At 74.7% G+C, this 15,768-nt stretch carries 15 protein-coding genes and 1 riboswitch; of the genes, 2 read left to right on the top strand and 13 right to left on the bottom strand.

Annotation, left to right across the window (positions count from 1 at the left end):
• Positions 1–162: 162 nt before the first annotated feature.
• A complete protein-coding gene (locus KOV94_RS02065; RefSeq protein ID WP_124341379.1) occupies positions 163–651 on the top strand; it encodes an Lrp/AsnC family transcriptional regulator in 489 nt (162 codons plus the stop codon).
• Between the two features lie 96 nt (positions 652–747).
• Here KOV94_RS02065 and KOV94_RS02060 read toward each other — a convergent pair whose 3' ends face one another.
• The 4 genes from KOV94_RS02060 to KOV94_RS02045 form a co-directional block, all read right to left on the bottom strand.
• Positions 748–1,683 carry a universal stress protein gene (locus tag KOV94_RS02060; protein ID WP_124341380.1) on the bottom strand — a complete coding sequence of 312 codons (936 nt, stop codon included), beginning with the start codon at positions 1,681–1,683 and terminating at the stop codon, positions 748–750.
• Between the two features lie 242 nt (positions 1,684–1,925).
• Positions 1,926–2,531 carry an HNH endonuclease gene (locus KOV94_RS02055; protein WP_124344687.1) on the bottom strand — a complete coding sequence of 202 codons (606 nt, stop codon included), beginning with the start codon at positions 2,529–2,531 and terminating at the stop codon, positions 1,926–1,928.
• Between the two features lie 265 nt (positions 2,532–2,796).
• Positions 2,797–3,486 carry a C40 family peptidase gene (locus KOV94_RS02050; protein ID WP_225915906.1) on the bottom strand — a complete coding sequence of 230 codons (690 nt, stop codon included), beginning with the start codon at positions 3,484–3,486 and terminating at the stop codon, positions 2,797–2,799.
• A gap of 92 nt (positions 3,487–3,578) precedes the next feature.
• Positions 3,579–3,738, bottom strand: a riboswitch (cyclic di-AMP (ydaO/yuaA leader).
• Positions 3,739–4,021: 283 nt separating this feature from the next.
• Entirely contained in the window at positions 4,022–4,723 is a 702-nt protein-coding gene (locus KOV94_RS02045) for an iron-dependent transcriptional repressor DtxR (protein WP_124344398.1), read from the bottom strand.
• A 114-nt stretch (positions 4,724–4,837) separates the two neighbouring features.
• Between KOV94_RS02045 and serC the strand changes: the two genes are divergently transcribed.
• Positions 4,838–5,983 (top strand): phosphoserine transaminase, encoded by a 1,146-nt coding sequence (gene serC, locus KOV94_RS02040; protein WP_308160314.1) that lies wholly within the window; start codon positions 4,838–4,840, stop codon positions 5,981–5,983.
• 99 nt (positions 5,984–6,082) lie between these two features.
• Here serC and KOV94_RS02035 read toward each other — a convergent pair whose 3' ends face one another.
• The 9 genes from KOV94_RS02035 to KOV94_RS01995 all read right to left on the bottom strand — a co-directional run bounded on the left by KOV94_RS02035 (position 6,083) and on the right by KOV94_RS01995 (position 15,767).
• A complete protein-coding gene (locus tag KOV94_RS02035; RefSeq protein ID WP_124344678.1) occupies positions 6,083–6,787 on the bottom strand; it encodes a peptidase in 705 nt (234 codons plus the stop codon).
• Positions 6,788–6,938: 151 nt separating this feature from the next.
• Positions 6,939–8,924: a DUF4012 domain-containing protein gene (locus KOV94_RS02030; RefSeq protein ID WP_308160313.1), complete on the bottom strand. Its 1,986-nt coding sequence runs from the start codon at positions 8,922–8,924 to the stop codon at positions 6,939–6,941.
• Positions 8,925–9,055: 131 nt separating this feature from the next.
• On the bottom strand, positions 9,056–10,399 hold the full coding sequence (locus KOV94_RS02025) for an MFS transporter (RefSeq protein ID WP_218051081.1): 1,344 nt from the start codon (positions 10,397–10,399) through the stop codon (positions 9,056–9,058).
• On the bottom strand, positions 10,396–10,818 hold the full coding sequence (locus KOV94_RS02020; RefSeq protein WP_124341120.1) for a MarR family winged helix-turn-helix transcriptional regulator: 423 nt from the start codon (positions 10,816–10,818) through the stop codon (positions 10,396–10,398). Before KOV94_RS02020 ends, KOV94_RS02025 begins: the two co-directional genes overlap by 4 nt.
• A 173-nt stretch (positions 10,819–10,991) precedes the next feature.
• On the bottom strand, positions 10,992–11,603 hold the full coding sequence (locus tag KOV94_RS21125; RefSeq protein ID WP_218051080.1) for a CAP domain-containing protein: 612 nt from the start codon (positions 11,601–11,603) through the stop codon (positions 10,992–10,994).
• A gap of 36 nt (positions 11,604–11,639) precedes the next feature.
• Complete coding sequence (locus KOV94_RS02010) at positions 11,640–12,965, bottom strand: UDP-glucose dehydrogenase family protein (RefSeq protein ID WP_124341122.1); 1,326 nt, start codon at positions 12,963–12,965, stop codon at positions 11,640–11,642.
• A 135-nt stretch (positions 12,966–13,100) separates the two neighbouring features.
• Positions 13,101–13,898, bottom strand: coding sequence for a glycosyltransferase (locus KOV94_RS02005; RefSeq protein WP_218051079.1), 798 nt, complete (start codon positions 13,896–13,898; stop codon positions 13,101–13,103).
• A gap of 10 nt (positions 13,899–13,908) precedes the next feature.
• Positions 13,909–14,967 carry a glycosyltransferase gene (locus KOV94_RS02000; protein ID WP_218051078.1) on the bottom strand — a complete coding sequence of 353 codons (1,059 nt, stop codon included), beginning with the start codon at positions 14,965–14,967 and terminating at the stop codon, positions 13,909–13,911.
• Positions 14,964–15,767, bottom strand: coding sequence for a glycosyltransferase family 2 protein (locus KOV94_RS01995; RefSeq protein ID WP_162352972.1), 804 nt, complete (start codon positions 15,765–15,767; stop codon positions 14,964–14,966). The genes KOV94_RS02000 and KOV94_RS01995 overlap by 4 nt, the downstream gene beginning before the upstream one ends.
• Between the last annotated feature and the right edge of the window lies 1 nt (position 15,768).

The following is a 15,768-nucleotide window of genomic DNA, read 5'->3' as shown; positions in this document are numbered from 1 at the left end:
GGCGGCGGGGCTCGACTTCCCTTCGGCACTCGCGTGGTCGTTCTTGAGCGATCCGTTCCCTTTCGTTCGATCTCCGCCAGGGTGTCGGGTGCGCCCGGTTGTCGCCACCCGAACGCGGACACGTGCCCAGGACGACCGTCACCCACGCGTGGGTCCGGGAAGATGGGCCTCGTGCGAGACGACTCCGGCACCGACGCCCTCGACGCCGCGATCCTGCGGGTGCTGGCGCAGGACGCGCGCGCGACCTTCGCGCAGGTGGGGCAGCAGGTGTCGTTGTCCGCGCCCGCCGTGAAGCGCCGCGTCGACCGGCTGCGGGCCGCGGGTGTGATCCGCGGCTTCACCGTGCGGCTGGACCCCGCGGCCATGGGCTGGCACACCGAGGCGTTCGTCGAGCTGTTCTGCCAGGGGTCGACCAGCCCTGCGACGATGCGCGACGCGGTCGAGCAGTACCCCGAGGTCGTCGCCGCCAGCACGGTCACGGGCGACGTGGACCTCGTCGTGCAGGTCCGCGCGCGCGACATGCGTCATCTCGAGCGCGTCGTCGAGCGCCTCGCGGCCGAGCCGTTCGTGTCCCGGACCCGGTCGACCGTCGTCCTGTCGGCGCTCGTGCGGCGCCCCGACGTCCCGGCCGACCCCGCCGCGGACGACTGACCGCGACGCCCGTCCGAGCCGGTCCGTCGGGGTACGGGCCCCCTGGCAGCGGCGCGCCCGACGGGCGCGCGACGACCTCGCCCGCCCCGCGCGCCGTCAGGCGGTGGGCTCGTCCTTCTGGCAGCGGTTGGTCACGACCATCACCGGGCAGTCCGAGTGGTGCAGCACGGCCTGGCTGGTCGACCCCAGCAGCAGTCCCGCGAACCCGCCCCGGCCGCGCGAGCCGACGACGATGAGATCGGTCGCGACCGAGAACTCGGTGAGCAGCTCCGCCCCGCCGCCGTCGAGCGCGTGCCGCCTGACGACGACCTCGGGGTGCTCGAGGAGCGCGCGGTCGACCACGACGTTGAGCCCCTCGGCGACGTCGCGCAGCACCTGGTCGTGGTCGACCGTGTCGGGCAGCCACGCGAGCACCCCGCTCAGGGAGCTCGCCGGGACGCCCGCGACGGCGTGCACCTCGGCACCCCACGCCGCGGCCTCCGTGATCGCGTACGACAGGGCCCGCTCCGCCTGCGGCGAGCCGTCGACGCCGACGACGATGCGCCGCACGGGCTTCACCGCGGGCAGCGCGGCGTCGTCGGCGAGCGCCCGGCCACCTTCGCGCAGCGGCACGACGACGGTCGGGCAGTACGCGTGCGCGGGCAGCGCGGACGACACCGTGCCGAGCAGCCGGTCCGCGAACCCGCCGCGACCGCGCGTCCCGACGACTGCGAGACGCACGCGGTGCGACATGTCGACGAGCACACCCGCGGCGTCACCGGTCTGCACGGTCGCGGTGACCGGCACGCCGGACGCCGACACGCGCGCGGACGCCTCGGCGAGCACGGCCTTCGCCCCCTGCTGGATCGCGGTGTCGTCGAGCGCCGCGTACCCGCCGTCGAGCGACGCGGCCGTGAACGACGGCAACGAGTAGGCGCACACCAGGTGCAGCCCCCAGCCGCGGACGGCGGCCTCCGCGGCCGCCCAGTCCAGCGCGTGCAGGCTGGCGGCCGAGCCGTCCAGCCCGACGAGCACCACGTCGTCCCGCACCATCGGGGCCTCCCGTCCTCGGCGCGTGACCGCTGCGTCACGCGCCGTCCGGCGTCGGATCCTCACCCAGGTCCAGTGTGGCCCCCGGGATCACCGCCGCGCCCCCATGAGACCGCAGCGATACCGTAGTTTGGCACATCCTTGACCCGGCGATCCGCACGGACCGCGGCGGGCCGCACGCGCCGGACGCCGGCCGCACGACCGGTGCGGCCCGGTCACGCCAGGTCGGGTCGACTCCGGTCCGGTCAGGTCCGGACGTACGCCGCCCACAGCGGCTCGGCGCGCACCGCGGACGACCCGAACGTCACGGACCAGCGTGGCGCGCGCGGCGTGAACGTCAGCTCCCACCCGATCTCGTGCAGCAGCCGGTCGGCCTTGCGGTGGTTGCAACGGACGCACGCCGCGACGACGTTCGACCACTCGTGCCTCCCGCCTCGCGACCGCGGGTGCACGTGGTCGACCGTGTCGGCCCCTCCCCCGCAGTACGCGCAGCGGTGGCTGTCGCGCTGCAGGACGGTCCGTCGCGTGGGCGGCACCGGCTTGCGGACCGGCACGTGGACGTAGCGGGTGAGGCACAGCACGACCGGCAGCGGGACCGCGGCGTGCTCGGAGTGGAGCACCCGCCCGTCGGTCTCGAGCACCGTGGCCTTGCCGCTCATCACGAGCAGCACGGCCCGTCGCAGGCTCACGATGCACAGCGGTTCCATGCTCGCGTTGAGCAGCAGCGAGCGGGCGCCCGACGACAGCGCCGACGGGATCGCCCGGGAGCCGGGCGGCGCGGTGACGGCACGGGCGCTCGCGCCGACCGTCCCGCCCCCCTCGGGGGCGAGGGCAGTTGTCTCGGTCAGCACGGCGTCCTCCCGACCTCACGGGTCGGACCGGCTGGCTGCCGGCCCGGCGAAGCAACAGCGTGGTGCGCGACCAGCGTACGCGGCGACCTCGCCACGGCCATCGGAGTTCCGTGCGCGCCGCGGGTGAACGCCGGACGCACGTCCACCTCACGACCGGCCGTGACGCGCGGACGACGGCACGTGCGGTCGTGCCGGCGTCGCGGGACGACGACGAGGCCCCGACGACGCGGACGTCGTCGGGGCCTCGGTGAAGCGGTGCCTGGGGTCAGCCGACCCGCAGGAAGACCGGCGAGCTCTGCCAGATCGCGCGGAACTGGACCGTCTTGCCGGGACGCGGCGAGTCGATCTGCTGGTTGCCACCGGCGTAGATCGAGATGTGCCCGGGGCTCCAGATGAGGTCGCCCGGCTGCGCCTGGTCGCGGGAGATGACCGTCGCCGCGGCCTTGATGCCCGACGACGTGCGCGGCAGGGAGACGCCGAGCTGCGCGTAGACGTACGAGACGAAGCCCGAGCAGTCGAAGCCCGCGGGCGACGAGCCGCCGGAGACGTACGGGGTGCCCACGTAGCGGGCGGCGATCTCGAGGACCGCGTTGCCGGCGACCGACTGCGGGATCGGCGCGTTGGTGGCCGCCTTCGCCGTCGTCGTGGTGGCGGCACGGTCGGCGGTGCGCGACGTCGTGGTGGCCGTGGCGCGACGCGTCTCCGGCGGAGGCGTCGGCTTGACGGCCGTCACGGTCGGGGCGTCGAAGGTCCACGCGGCCTCGGCCGGGGAGCTCACGACGGGGGACGTGTTGAGCACGGCGCGCGCGGACGCGGTCAGTGCTGCGGTGTCGACGGAGTTCAGTGCGCCGGCGGCCGAGTCGGACGTGGCGCCCGCGGGAGCGGCGCCGATCATCGTCACGACGAGGCCGGAGGACGCGGCGACGACGGCCGTACGACGGCCGACGGTGCCCATCTGCTCCGAGGCGGCCGAAGCAAGCTCGGTCAGAGGCGTCGAGGGACGACGCGCAGACCGGTGCCGGGCGCGAGTGGTGCTCACGGTCACGAGGTGCCTCTCCTGTCGCCTGCGAGGTGAGCTGTCGGGTTCGGGTGGGAGAACACCCGGCGTCGGTGGCGGTCCTGCTGCCACCTCGGCTTCACCCCAAGGTCACCGTCTCCGGTGGACCACAAATCGTGGGTCCCCCGCCCCTGCCGGCGGTTCGTACGGACCTCGGGGCGGCGGCAGGGTTAGGCGTTCCGCTCGAGGGCTTCGCGGAGGAGGGTTCCTTGAAGCAGGTCGAACGTACAGGACCCCTCCGGCGATTGTCACGTTCCGATCACGAAGAGAAACGTCCGAAGTTGGACGCCCGTCCGGCGCGCCGGGGCGACACGCCGGGACCACCTGGGAAGACGGTCTCCGGCGCGTGGGAGCGCGCACACGGGCAGGTGGCCGATCTCACCCGCTCCGGTGAACGGCGCGCGCCGCCCGACGGGCGTGTGTCGCGCAGGGGTCAGCGGACGCCGACGAAGATGTGCCGCGCGACGTCGTCGGGGAGGTCGAGGACCGTCGCCGAGCCCGGCACCGCGACCGTGACGACGCCGTCGCCCCGCTCGACGTCGATCTCGCTGCCCGGGCGCACCCCGGCGTCGGCCAGCCGGCTCAGCAGCTCGACGTCCACCTGGAGCGGCTCGGCGATGCGCGCGACGACCGCCCGGCCGCCGTCCTGGCCCACCGCCGGCGAGATCGCCGTCAGCGGCGTCACGCCGTCGAGGAACCCCTCGTGCGTGACCTCCTCGCCGATCTCGGCGAGACCCGGGATCGGGTTGCCGTACGGGTCGAAGTGCGGGTGGTCGAGCAGCGACGCGAGGCGCTTCTCGACGCGCTCGCTCATCACGTGCTCCCAGCGGCACGCCTCCTCGTGGACGTACGGCCACTCCAGGCCGATGACGTCCGTGAGCAGCCGCTCGGCGAGCCGGTGCTTGCGCATCACGCGCACGGCCTTCGCCTGACCCTCGGGCGTGAGCTCGAGGTGCCGGTCGCCCGTGACGACCACGAGGCCGTCGCGCTCCATGCGCGCCACCGTCTGCGAGACCGTCGGACCCGAGTGACCCAGACGCTCCGCGATGCGCGCCCGCAGGGGCGTGCGGCCTTCCTCGGTGAGCTCGTAGATCGTCTTGAGGTACATCTCCGTCGTGTCGATCAGGTCGCTCACCGCTACGCCTCCACCATCAGTCCGTGCCTCGGCGGGTGCTCACCGCCCGGACGCTGGGGACAGATTAGTTGGTCGGTCCGACCGTCCGGGGTCCTGACCGCCTATCCTCGGGCCGTGCCCGCCGTTCCAGACGCCCCGCCCGCGGTGACGATCCCCGCGCACCTCCTGCCGCGCGACGGCCGGTTCGGCTCCGGGCCGTCGAAGATCCGCCCCGAGCAGCTCGACGCGCTGGCCCGGACGGGGTCGACGATCCTCGGCACGTCCCACCGGCAGGCGCCCGTCCGTGCCGTCGTCCGACGCGTCCGCGAGGGTGTCGCCGCGCTGTTCGGGCTCCCCGACGGGTACGAGGTGGTGCTCGGCAACGGCGGCTCGACCGCGTTCTGGGACGTCGCGACGCTGTGCCTCGTCGAGCGCCGCAGCGCGCACGCGTCGTTCGGCGAGTTCGGCGCCAAGTTCGCCACCGCGGCGGCGCGGGCACCGTTCCTCGACGAGCCCGTCGTCACGACCGTCGCGCCCGGCCAGGTGGCCGTGCCCGCGTTCGCGGACGACGTCGACGTGTACGCGTGGCCGCACAACGAGACGTCGACCGGTGTCGCCGCCCCCGTGCGCCGCGTCCCGGGCTCGCGCGAGCAGGGCGCGCTCGTCGTGGTCGACGGCACGTCCGGCGCGGGCGGCCTCGCGGTCGACGTCGCGCAGACCGACGCCTACTACTTCGCGCCGCAGAAGTCGTTCGCGTCCGACGGCGGGCTGTGGCTCGCGTGCCTCTCCCCCGCGGCCGTCGAGCGCGCCGCGCGCATCGAGCAGGGCGACCGCTGGGTCCCGGAGTTCCTGTCGCTGACCACGGCCGTCACGAACTCGCGGCTCGACCAGACCCTCAACACGCCCGCGATCGCGACGCTCCTGCTGCTCGCCGACCAGCTCGAGTGGATCCTCGACCAGGGCGGCCTCGCGTGGACCGCGGAGCGGACGGCGACCTCGGCCGGGCATCTCTACGGGTGGGCCGAGTCGCGCGACTGGGCGACCCCGTTCGTCGCCGACCCGGCGGCGCGGTCGTCGGTCGTCGGCACGATCGACCTCGACCCCGAGGTCGAGGCCGCGACCGTCGCGAAGATCCTGCGGGCGCACGGCGTCGTCGACGTCGAGCCGTACCGCAAGCTCGGTCGCAACCAGCTGCGCGTCGCGATGTACCCGGCGGTCGACCCCGAGGACGTCCTCGCACTGACCGCGTGCGTCGACCACGTCGTCGAGCAGCTGTCCTGACCCCCGGACGCACGACGAGGCCCGCCCCGCGCGAAGCGGAGCGGGCCTCGTCGTCGACGGCCCCGGGACCGGTCCCCTCCGACCGGTCCCGGTGTCGCGTCAGGCCGCCTCGTGCCGGCGGCGGACCAGCGTCACGGCGGTGACGGCACCGGCGCCCACGACCAGCAGGCCGGCACCGGCCCACAGCAGCGGCGCGGTGTTGCTGCCCGTGGCGGACAGGACCTGGTTCGAGGCCAGGACCGCCTCGCCGGGCGGGTTCGTCACGCAGTTCGGGCTCGACGGCGGGTAGGCGACGGTCGTCGTCATCTCCGGGTTGACGGCGAAGTTCACGCTCACCGACGGGCGGACCCAGTCGAACTCGTCGCCCTCGACCCACGAGCCGTCGGCGGCCTGCGACCAGCCCGGCCAGTCCGCGCCCTTGCCGTCGGCACCGACGACCGCACCCGGCCACAGCACCGTGCCGGACAGCGGGAGGCCGGACTGCACGACGTCAGGTCCCGTCGGGTTGATCCACGTGATGGTGACGGTCGTGTTCGGCGTGCCGTTGGGGACGACGGCGTACCGCAGCTTCGGCACGTCGTTGTCGCAGATCGGCGTCAGCACCGACACCGTCAGGTCGCACGGCAGCGGCGCGCCGTACTCGTCGGTGGCGCCCTCGCAGCCGTACTGCGGGCCGGACGGCTGCTGCGTCGGCGCCGAGGGAGCCTGCGACGGCGAGACCGCCGCCTGGGCCACGGCGGGGACGCCCAGGGCGGCGGCCGCCACCAGCAGCGCGGTGGCACATGCCCGGATGACCTTGCTCATGACCTTGCTCCTCGATGGGCAGAACGGACATTTCGTGCCCATCCTCCCCCGCGCCTCGCGCCCGCACCCAGGGGCGGATCGGGTGATTTCGGACAATCACCCGGTCGCGCGCCCCCAGGGGCCCGCGGTCACCCGCGCGGGTGAGGACCGCTCAGCCGGCGGACGTGGGGCAGGTCGCCGAGACGCTGCCGGGGCTGGTCAGGGTGGGTGTGGTCCACACGTCGACGCGACCGTCGCGCACGGGGACGTCGAACCGGTACGTCGCACGCCCGCCGGGGTCCAGGCGCGAACCCACGACGGTGACCGGCCGGTCCCCGACCGTCGCCGACTTCCCGCCGACGACGCCCTGGTCGGTCGTCAGGCCCTGCGGTGCGGCGCCGACCGGGCCGTACAGCGTGATGCTCGTCGCGAGCGACCCGACGGGGACCACCCCGCTCGTGCCCGTGACGTTCTCGGGGAACGTCGCGACGTCCGCCGGGGGGTCGTACGCGAGGTCGAGGCGGACCGTCGCCGACGGGTCCGCACCCGTGCAGCGCAGGTCCTCGACCGTCAGCGTCGGGCGCAGGTAGTAGTCGAGCTTCCCGGCGGTGCTGTCGTTGAGGAAGACGCCGGCGGCGTCGTCGAACGGGCCCGACAGGAAGGCGCCGCCGAGCGTCGTCGCGACCAGGCGCTCCTGCTCCGCGGGATGCGCCGACCACACGCGGATCCGCCCCTCCTCGCCCGCGTCCGCCGCCGCCTCGACCAGACCGCGCACGTCGCCGCCGCCCGACCCGAGCGCACCGAAGATCGTCGACGCGACGTCCGCGAAGAACGCGTCGGCCGCGCGCAGGTCGGGGTAGCGCAGGTACGCGTCGTGCAGCAGCGTCGCGAGCAGCGTGTCCGCGTCGAGCGGCGTCCCGCCCGGCTCCGTCACCGGCCCGACCTCGCGCAGCAGCGCCGCGACCGCGACCGGGTCCGTCGCGACGACGCCGTCGACGGTGCCGCCCACGTCGCGCTGCCAGCGTGCGGCGAGCAGCTCCGCGGAGCGCGGGAAGTCCGGCGTCATCACCGCGTTCTGCACGTACCGGCCGAGGCCCGTGCCCTCGACCGCGAGCTCCTCCTCCGAGAGCGGCAGGACCGGCTCCGCGAGGCCCTTGAGCTCGTCGGTGCTGCGCTGGTCGACGAGCGACAGCGCGCCGTCGTCCGCCCGCACCACCGCGAGGCTGCCGACGATCCCGCCGGCTGTCCGCAGCTCCGCGCTGTTGAGCGCCGCGACCAGGTACGTGCGCGGCCCGTCGGCGCCGAGCATCGGGGGCAGCATCGTCGCGGCCTGCGCGCCTGCGTCGAGCGCGCCCGCAACCTGCGCGAGCCCGTCGCGCGCCTCCTCGACCGGGCTCACCAGGGGACCGACCAGGTCCGTCGTGTCGATCCCCGCGACGTCGGCCGACGCCGCGCGCGCCACCGCCGCCGCGTCGACCAGCTCCGGTGCCGCCGCGACGAACGGCTCGAGGTCGATGCGCCCGTCCGCGCCGCGGATGCTCGTGCCGTCGCCCAGCAGGTCCGTGACGGTCGTCGCCGCCGGCAGCGCGTCCGTCGACACGTCGTCGAGCGCGGCCGCGACCGTGCTGACCGCCGCGAGCTGCGGCCCGACGCGCGGCAGGTGCTCCGCGAGCCGCCACACCGGGTCCGACGACGACGCGTGCGCGCGGCCGGTCGCCTCCTGGATCTGAGGCAGCGCGGCGTCGAGGGTCTGCGTGTCGCCGTCGTCGAGCGCGCGCCGCACGTCCGCGACCGCGTCCTTCGCGTCCGTGAGCGCGTTCACCGTCTGGACCGCACGGAACGCGAGCCAGCCCGCGACCAGCAGCACGACCGCGAGCAGGACGACGAGGACGACGACGACGCGCCCGACGACGCGGCGACGGCGGCGCGCCCTGTCCGGGCCGGGGGGCAGCGTCGACGCACCCTCGGGTGCGGGCGGGCCGGGCGGCGGGACGGCGTCGGTGCGCGACGCGGTGGCGCCCGGGGTGGTGGCGTCGGCGTGCGGGGCGGTGGTGTCGGCCTGCGGGGCGGTGGTGTCGGCGTGCGGGGTGGTGGCGTCGGTCCTTCCGGCCGCGGTCCCCTCCGGACCAGGGCCAGGGGCGCCGACGTGCGTGCTCACCGGGCGATCGTGACATGCCGGACGAACCGCCCGACACGGGCTCCGGCGGTATTCACCCGGCTGACCGGTGCGCGCCCGTCGACCGGGTGGGCCGCGTCACCCGGCTGCCGACGACGCGCGGCCGCCCGCGGTCAGGCGACCGACCGCGAGTTCGTCGCGTCGTCGGCGCCAAGCCGCAGCGCGGTCTCGGACCGGCGCGCGGGCGTCTCCTCGTCCGGGACCGGGTGCAGGACCTGGAGGTGCGGGCGGGCGCGGAGGCGGTAGCGCACCTGCACGTGCCACGCGCGACGCGCCCACAGGGCCGCCCCGGTCGCGACGAGCAGCGCGGTGATCGAGCCGATGCCGACCGACCAGCGCGGGCCGAACGTCTCCCCGATCCAGCCGACGATGGGCGACCCGACGGGCGTCGCGCCGAGGAACACCATCATGTAGAGCGCCATGACGCGGCCGCGGACGGCGGGGTCGGTGCTGAGCTGGATGGTCGCGTTGGCGGCGGTCATCATCGTGAGCGACGCGAGGCCGACGGGGATCGCCGAGATCGCGTACGTCAGGTACGTCGGCATGAGCGCCATGACGCCCGTCGCGATCCCGAACGCGAACGCGGCGCCGATGACGAGCCGCACGCGCGGACGTTCGCGTCGCGCCGCGAGCAGCGCGCCGGTGAGCGAGCCGATCGCGAGGACCGAGCCGAGGATGCCGTACTCCCCCGCGCCGCGGCCGAACTCGGTGCGCGCCATCATCGCGGACGTCATCTGGAAGTTGAGGCCGAACGTCGAGATCACGCAGACGACGACCATGATCACGAGGATGTCGCTGCGGCCCCGCACGTAGCGGATGCCCTCGCGGATCTGACCCTTGGCCCGCGGCACCGTCGGCATGGGGCGCAGCTCGCTCTGGCGCATGCGCGTCAGCGAGAAGATCGTCGCGGCGAACGTCACCGCGTTGATCACGAACACCCAGCCGGTGCCGACGAACGCGATGAGCAGACCGGCCACGCCGGGCCCGATCAGGCGTGCGGCGTTGAAGGACGCGCTGTTGAGGCCGACGGCGTTGGAGAGCTGGCTGGTCGGGACGAGCTCGGCGACGAACGTCTGGCGCACCGGCCCGTCGATCGCGGCGACGACCCCCAGCAGACCCGCGAAGACGTAGACGTGCCACAGCTCGGCGTGCCCGGACAGCACGAGCGCGCCGAGCCCGGCCGCGAGGACACCCTGGCCGACCTGCGTCGCGATGAGGAGCTTGCGGCGGTCGACCCGGTCGGCCAGCAGCCCCGCCCACGCGGACAGGAACAGCACGGGCGCGAACTGCAGGGCCGTGGTGATGCCGACCGCGACGCCGGACTCGTCGGACAGCTGGGTCAGGACCAGCCAGTCCTGGGCGACGCGCTGCATCCAGGTGCCCACGTTCGCCACCAGGGCCCCCGCGAACCACAACCGGTAGTTGCGGTGCTGGAGCGAGGAGAACGTGGGACTCATGAGGCGGCGATCCTCCGCAGGAGCTCGGCGGCGTCGGCGAGGAGCTGACGCTCCTCCTTGGTCATGCCCTTGAGGCGTTCGGTCAGCCAGGCGTCGCGGCGACGTCGCGTCTCGACGACCTCGGCCTTGCCGGCCTCCGTGAGGGTGACGACGACCTGGCGGCCGTCCGTCGGGTGCTCGGCCTTCTGCACGAGCCCGAGCTCGACGAGGCCGTTGACCGTGCGGGTCATGCTCGGCGGCTGGATGCGCTCCGCCTCGGCGAGCTGGCCCGGCGTCATCGGGCCGTCCTTGGCCAGCCAGGCGAGCACCGTGAACTGGGGGTCCGTCAGGCCCTGGGCGCCGCGCTCGGCACGGATGCGCCGCGACGCCCGACCGACGGCGATGCGGAGCTCTCCGGCGAGAGCGGGGGCGGTGGGCATGATGATTACTCTAACTCATTACCTTGCGTAATGAGTGGTGGCGGGGGGCACGTTCGCGGAGGAGAACGGGGACGTCTCCTGACGAGCCGGGCAGACGTCCGCACCGCGACCGAGTGGGCGCGTCGGTGACGCAGGGCCTGCAGCTCCGCACGGGCGGCGGGACGCCGTCGCGGTCAGCCGAGGAAGACCTGCGAGCAGGTGAGGGACCCGTCGGCCTCACGCGCGCAGGCGATGCCCACCGACACGAGGTCCGGGTCCAGCAGGTTCGCGCGGTGCCCGGGCGACGTCAGCCACGCGTCGACCACGTCCTGCGCGGGCGCGGCGCCACGGCTCAGGTTCTCGGCGGCGACCGACACCGCGCACGCCGCCATGACGTCGTCCATCGGGGCATGCGTCAGGTCGTCGGCACCCACCAGTGCGGTCGCCCGCGCGAGGCCCTGCTCGGCGGCACACTCCGACCACACGAGCGCCGGCAGGCCCTCGTCGACCCGGGCCACGTTCGTGCCCGCCAGGAGCCGCTGCGCGTACGACCCCGGCTCCTCATCGGCCGCCCAGGGGGCGCGAGGATCGGCCGAGACCGGAGGCACGACCGGGGCCGTCGACGTCGTCGGCTCCTCCGCGACGTCGTCGTCGGGGCGTGTCGCGAACCACGGCACCACCGTCACGACCGCCAGCAGCAGGCCGACGACGACGAGCACCCAGCCCCACCGCGCCGACGACGACGCGGGCGCGGGCCGGTCGTCGGACCGACCCGTCGCCCCACCCGTCGTCGGACCACCCGTCACCGGGTCACCGTAACGGCCCCCTGGGCCGCCGGACCGTCAGGGGCGGCCGAGCGCCCGGTACGTCCACCCCGCCGCACGCCAGCGCGCCGGGTCGAGCACGTTGCGGCCGTCCAGGATGCGCTTGTGCGCGACGACCGTGGCCAGCGCGTCCGGGTCCAGGTCCCGGTACTCCTGCCACTCCGTCGCCAGCAGCACCACGTCCGCGTCGACCGCCGCCTCGAGCGCCGTCGCCGCGAACTTCATCTCGGGCCACTTCGCCTGCGCGTTGCCGATCGCCTGCGGGTCCGTCAGCGTCACGTGCGCGCCCTGCAGCTGCATCTGCGCCGCGACCGACAGGGCCGGCGAGTCACGCACGTCGTCGCTGTCCGGCTTGAACGACGCCCCGAGCACCGCGACCCGGCGACCCACGATCGAGCCGTGGCACACCTCGCGCGCCAGGTCCACGACGCGCACCCGGCGCCGCATGTTGATCGAGTCGACCTCGCGCAGGAACGTCAGCGCGTCGCTCACCCCCAGCTCCCCCGCGCGCGCCATGAACGCCCGGATGTCCTTCGGCAGGCAGCCGCCGCCGAAGCCCAGGCCCGCGTTGAGGAACCGTCGGCCGATGCGCGCGTCGTACCCGATCGCGTCCGCCAGGCGCGTCACGTCCGCACCCGTCGCCTCGCACAGCTCCGCCATCGCGTTGATGAACGAGATCTTCGTCGCCAGGAACGAGTTCGCCGCGACCTTCACCAGCTGCGCCGTCGCGTAGTCCGTCACCACCAGCGGCGTGCGGTCCGCGAGCGGCGTCGCGTACACCTCGTCGAGCAGCGCCTTCGCCGCGTCGCCCTCCGCGGTCGGCACGCCCTCGTCGTCCGTCGGCAGGCCGTAGACCAGGCGGTCCGGGTGCAGCGTGTCCTTGACCGCGAAGCCCTCGCGCAGGAACTCCGGGTTCCACACGAGCGTCGCACCCGTGCCCGTCAGGCGGTCCGCCAGGTTCTCCGCCGTGCCGACGGGGACCGTCGACTTGCCCGCCACGACGTCGCCGCCCGACAGGTACGGCTTCAGCGCCTCGAACGCCGACTCCACGTACGACAGGTCCGCCCGGAACTCGCCGTGCACCTGCGGCGTGCCCACGCACAGGAAGTGCACCTGCGCACCCGCCGCGTCCGCCATGTCGGTGCTGAAGCTCAGCCGCCCGGTGGCCTTCGTCTCCTTCAGCAGCTCCGGCAGGCCCGGCTCGAAGAACGGCGCCTCGCCCGCCTCGAGCGCCGCGACCTTCCGGGGGTCGACGTCGATGCCGATGACCTCGTGACCGAGCTTGGCCATGCAGGCAGCGTGGACGGCACCGAGGTAGCCGCAGCCGATGACGGAGATGCGCATAGGGGTCCCCCTGGAAGAACGACGGTGTGTCACGCCACGCTAGCGTCGCCGTCGGCGCGCTGCCGCCGCCAGACGGGTGGAACACCGGCCATAACGGGTGAAACAGGCAGGTCGGGACATCCCGTACGGCGGAGCTCAGCGCAGGACGACATCTTCCCGGACCGTCGCAGCGCCGCGCAGACGCACCACCCGACGGAGCCCGTTGCCGACCTGGCGGGCGCTCTCGCGCCGCGGCACCATCTCCGGGTCGCGCACGACGCGGACCGCGGAACGCGTCGCCGCCAGCACGAACCCGGCCCACCCGTGCCGCTTGAGCACGAGCTGGCACCGCCCGACCTCACGCTCGGCGACGGCCCACCGGCGGCCCACGCCGGCCGAGCTCCCGCCCCCCGCGGTCACGGCGACGAGGTCGTCGACGCGCCCCGTCCGTCCACCCGTCGCGCGGATCCGTCCGGTGAGGTCGTCCTCCTCGGCGAACATGAAGAAGCGCTCGTCGAACCCGCCGACCGAGCGGAACACGTCCGTCCGGACGACGAGGCACGCGCCCGGCAGCGTCGCGGCGGCGACGGGTGCGGAGACGCGCCCGGGACGGCCGCCCGACCGCGAGGCCGCGAGCCGCGGCGCGACGCAGGCGAAGCCGTGCCGTCCGGCCGTCTCGCAGAGCGCGACCAGTGCGCTCGCGTCCACGTCCACGTCCGGGTTGACGAACGCGACCCAGGGCGTCGCGCACCCGGCCGCGCCACGGTTCGACGCCGTGCCGTAACCGACGTTCTGCACGACGGCGAGGAACCGGGCACCGGCCGTCCCGGCCACGCGCGCGGACTCCTCCCAGTCGGCCGAGCCCGAGTCGACGACGACCACGGGGAGCGAGTGAGCGAGCCGCGCGAGGAACGCGGGCAGGACCGCCGCGGACTCGTGGGCCACGGTCACCACGGTGACCACCTCAGCGGGCCGCACGAGTCCTCCCTCGACGGCCGCCCGCAGCGGCCGCGAGCACGGACCACGCGGCGCGGCCGACCTCGTCCCAGTCCGTCAGGGTCACGTGCGCCCGGTTCCAGTCGCTCAGGGCACGCCGGACCCCGGCGTCCCCGACGACCGCCCGCAACGCCCCCGCGAGGTCGCCGGTCGACGACGGGTCGACCGTCGCGTGCTCCGGTGCGCCCGCGAAGACGCGGCCCAGGTTGCCGGCCCGCCCGACGACGGTCGGTGCCCCCGCTGCCGCGAGGTCGAGCGCCGGGATGCACAGGCCCTCGTAGAACGACGGCTGCACGTACGCCGTGCACCCCTCCAGCAAGCGCGCGTACTCGTCGTCGGCGAGTCCCGCGACGCACTCCACGGCGACCTCCGGTCCGAGGCCGGCCAGCGCCCGCCGGATCCCCTCCGTCGCCTCCCCCGCGCGGCCGCACAGCACGAGACGCACGCCGGCGGGGCGAGCCTCGCCCCAGGCACGAACCAGGCGTTCCAGGTTCTTGTGCGGTTCCTGCACCGCGACGCAGAGCACGTACGGGTCGTCCTCGTGCGGCTGCCAGCGGACGGGGTGGAACGCACCGAGGGGCAGGGCGCGCAGCGCGACCCTCGACCCGGCGGCCGCGACCTCGTCGACCGTGAACTCGGAGACCGCCAGCCCGCGCCGCGACCACCGCGCCGACCTGTCCGCGGCCCGCACCGGCCACGACGACCGGTACATCGCCCGCGCCCGCAGGAAGCCCACGTCGTGGAACACCGGGACGACGGGCACCGGACTGAGCAGCGGCCGCGCCTGCCGCGGCACGAGCACGACGTCGCTGCGCGTCGCGAGCGCCGCACGCGGCAGCTGGAGGTGCATGAAGCCAGGACCGGCGACGTCGACGTCGTAAGCCGGTCCGCGACCCGCCACGAGCAGCTCCTGCCCCGGGCCGGCGGTGGCGCGCAGCGCGTCGACGAGGCCCACGGCGACGTCCCGCACGCCCGAGTGCCCGGGGGCGAGCAGACGACCGTCGACCAGCACGCGCAGACCGCTCACCGAGCATCGCCCCGCACCACACCGGCCAGGCGCTCCCGGACGTCGGCCAGCAGCGCTGCGCCCGCACCAGGCACACCCATCCAGCGCCGGGCGTACCGCCGTCGGCTCCGGCGGTTCGCCTGCCGGAGGACGGCGGCCGTCGGTCGACCGTGCCCCTGGTCGTGCTCGGCCACGACTCCGCCGTCGATCGCGACGCCCCACCCGGCGGCGCGCGCCCGACGGCAGAGGTCGACGTCCTCGTAGTAGAGGAAGTAGCGCTCGTCGAACCCTCCGAGCGCCTCGAAGGCCGAGCGGCGCCACAGCATGAGCGCGCCGCACAGCCAGTCGGCGTCGACGAGGCCACCCGCGTGGTCGACGTCGTGCGCCCGTCCGCGCGCGACGTCCCACAGCCCGGGGAAGCTGCGGGCGCTGCTCACCGGTGACCCGTCGGGCCTGCGCAGGTCCGCCCCGACGCACGCGAGGTCGGGGCGGCCCTCCAGGGTCGAGACGAGCCGGTGGAGCCCGTCCGGCGGGACGGCGGCGTCGGGGTTCAGCACCAGCAGGTACGCGGCGCGGTCCTCGGGGTGGCGCGCCGCCAGGTTCACGGCGCGCCCGAAGCCGAGGTTCACGCCGGCGTCGACGACCGCGACCCTGCCGGGAAGGGCCAGCGACCGCGCCACGTCGGCGCTCCCGTCCGACGAGAGGTTGTCGACCACCGTCACGCTCGCCACCAGAGCGCCGCAGCGCCGCAGGGACGCGGCGAGGCTCGGCAGGTGCCCAGCGGAGTCGTGGGTCACGACCACCACGTCGACGTCGGCCACG

The sequence above is a fragment of the Cellulomonas algicola genome, assembly GCF_019024305.1.
Lineage (GTDB): Bacteria > Actinomycetota > Actinomycetes > Actinomycetales > Cellulomonadaceae > Cellulomonas > Cellulomonas algicola.
The sequence above is the reverse complement of the archived record's forward strand: the minus strand, read 5'-3'. Positions and strand labels throughout refer to the sequence as shown.

Bases quoted from the DNA above. Each gene is read 5' to 3' on its own strand.
- KOV94_RS02020 (WP_124341120.1), bottom strand. From the start codon at position 10,818: ATGCCCACCGCCCCCGCTCTCGCCGGAGAGCTCCGCATCGCCGTCGGT.
- KOV94_RS02025 (WP_218051081.1), bottom strand. From the start codon at position 10,399: ATGAGTCCCACGTTCTCCTCGCTCCAGCACCGCAACTACCGGTTGTGG.
- KOV94_RS02050 (WP_225915906.1), bottom strand. From the start codon at position 3,486: ATGGGCACCGTCGGCCGTCGTACGGCCGTCGTCGCCGCGTCCTCCGGC.
- KOV94_RS02065 (WP_124341379.1), top strand. From the start codon at position 163: ATGGGCCTCGTGCGAGACGACTCCGGCACCGACGCCCTCGACGCCGCG.
- KOV94_RS02060 (WP_124341380.1), bottom strand. From the start codon at position 1,683: ATGGTGCGGGACGACGTGGTGCTCGTCGGGCTGGACGGCTCGGCCGCC.
- KOV94_RS02010 (WP_124341122.1), bottom strand. From the start codon at position 12,965: ATGCGCATCTCCGTCATCGGCTGCGGCTACCTCGGTGCCGTCCACGCT.
- KOV94_RS02035 (WP_124344678.1), bottom strand. From the start codon at position 6,787: ATGAGCAAGGTCATCCGGGCATGTGCCACCGCGCTGCTGGTGGCGGCC.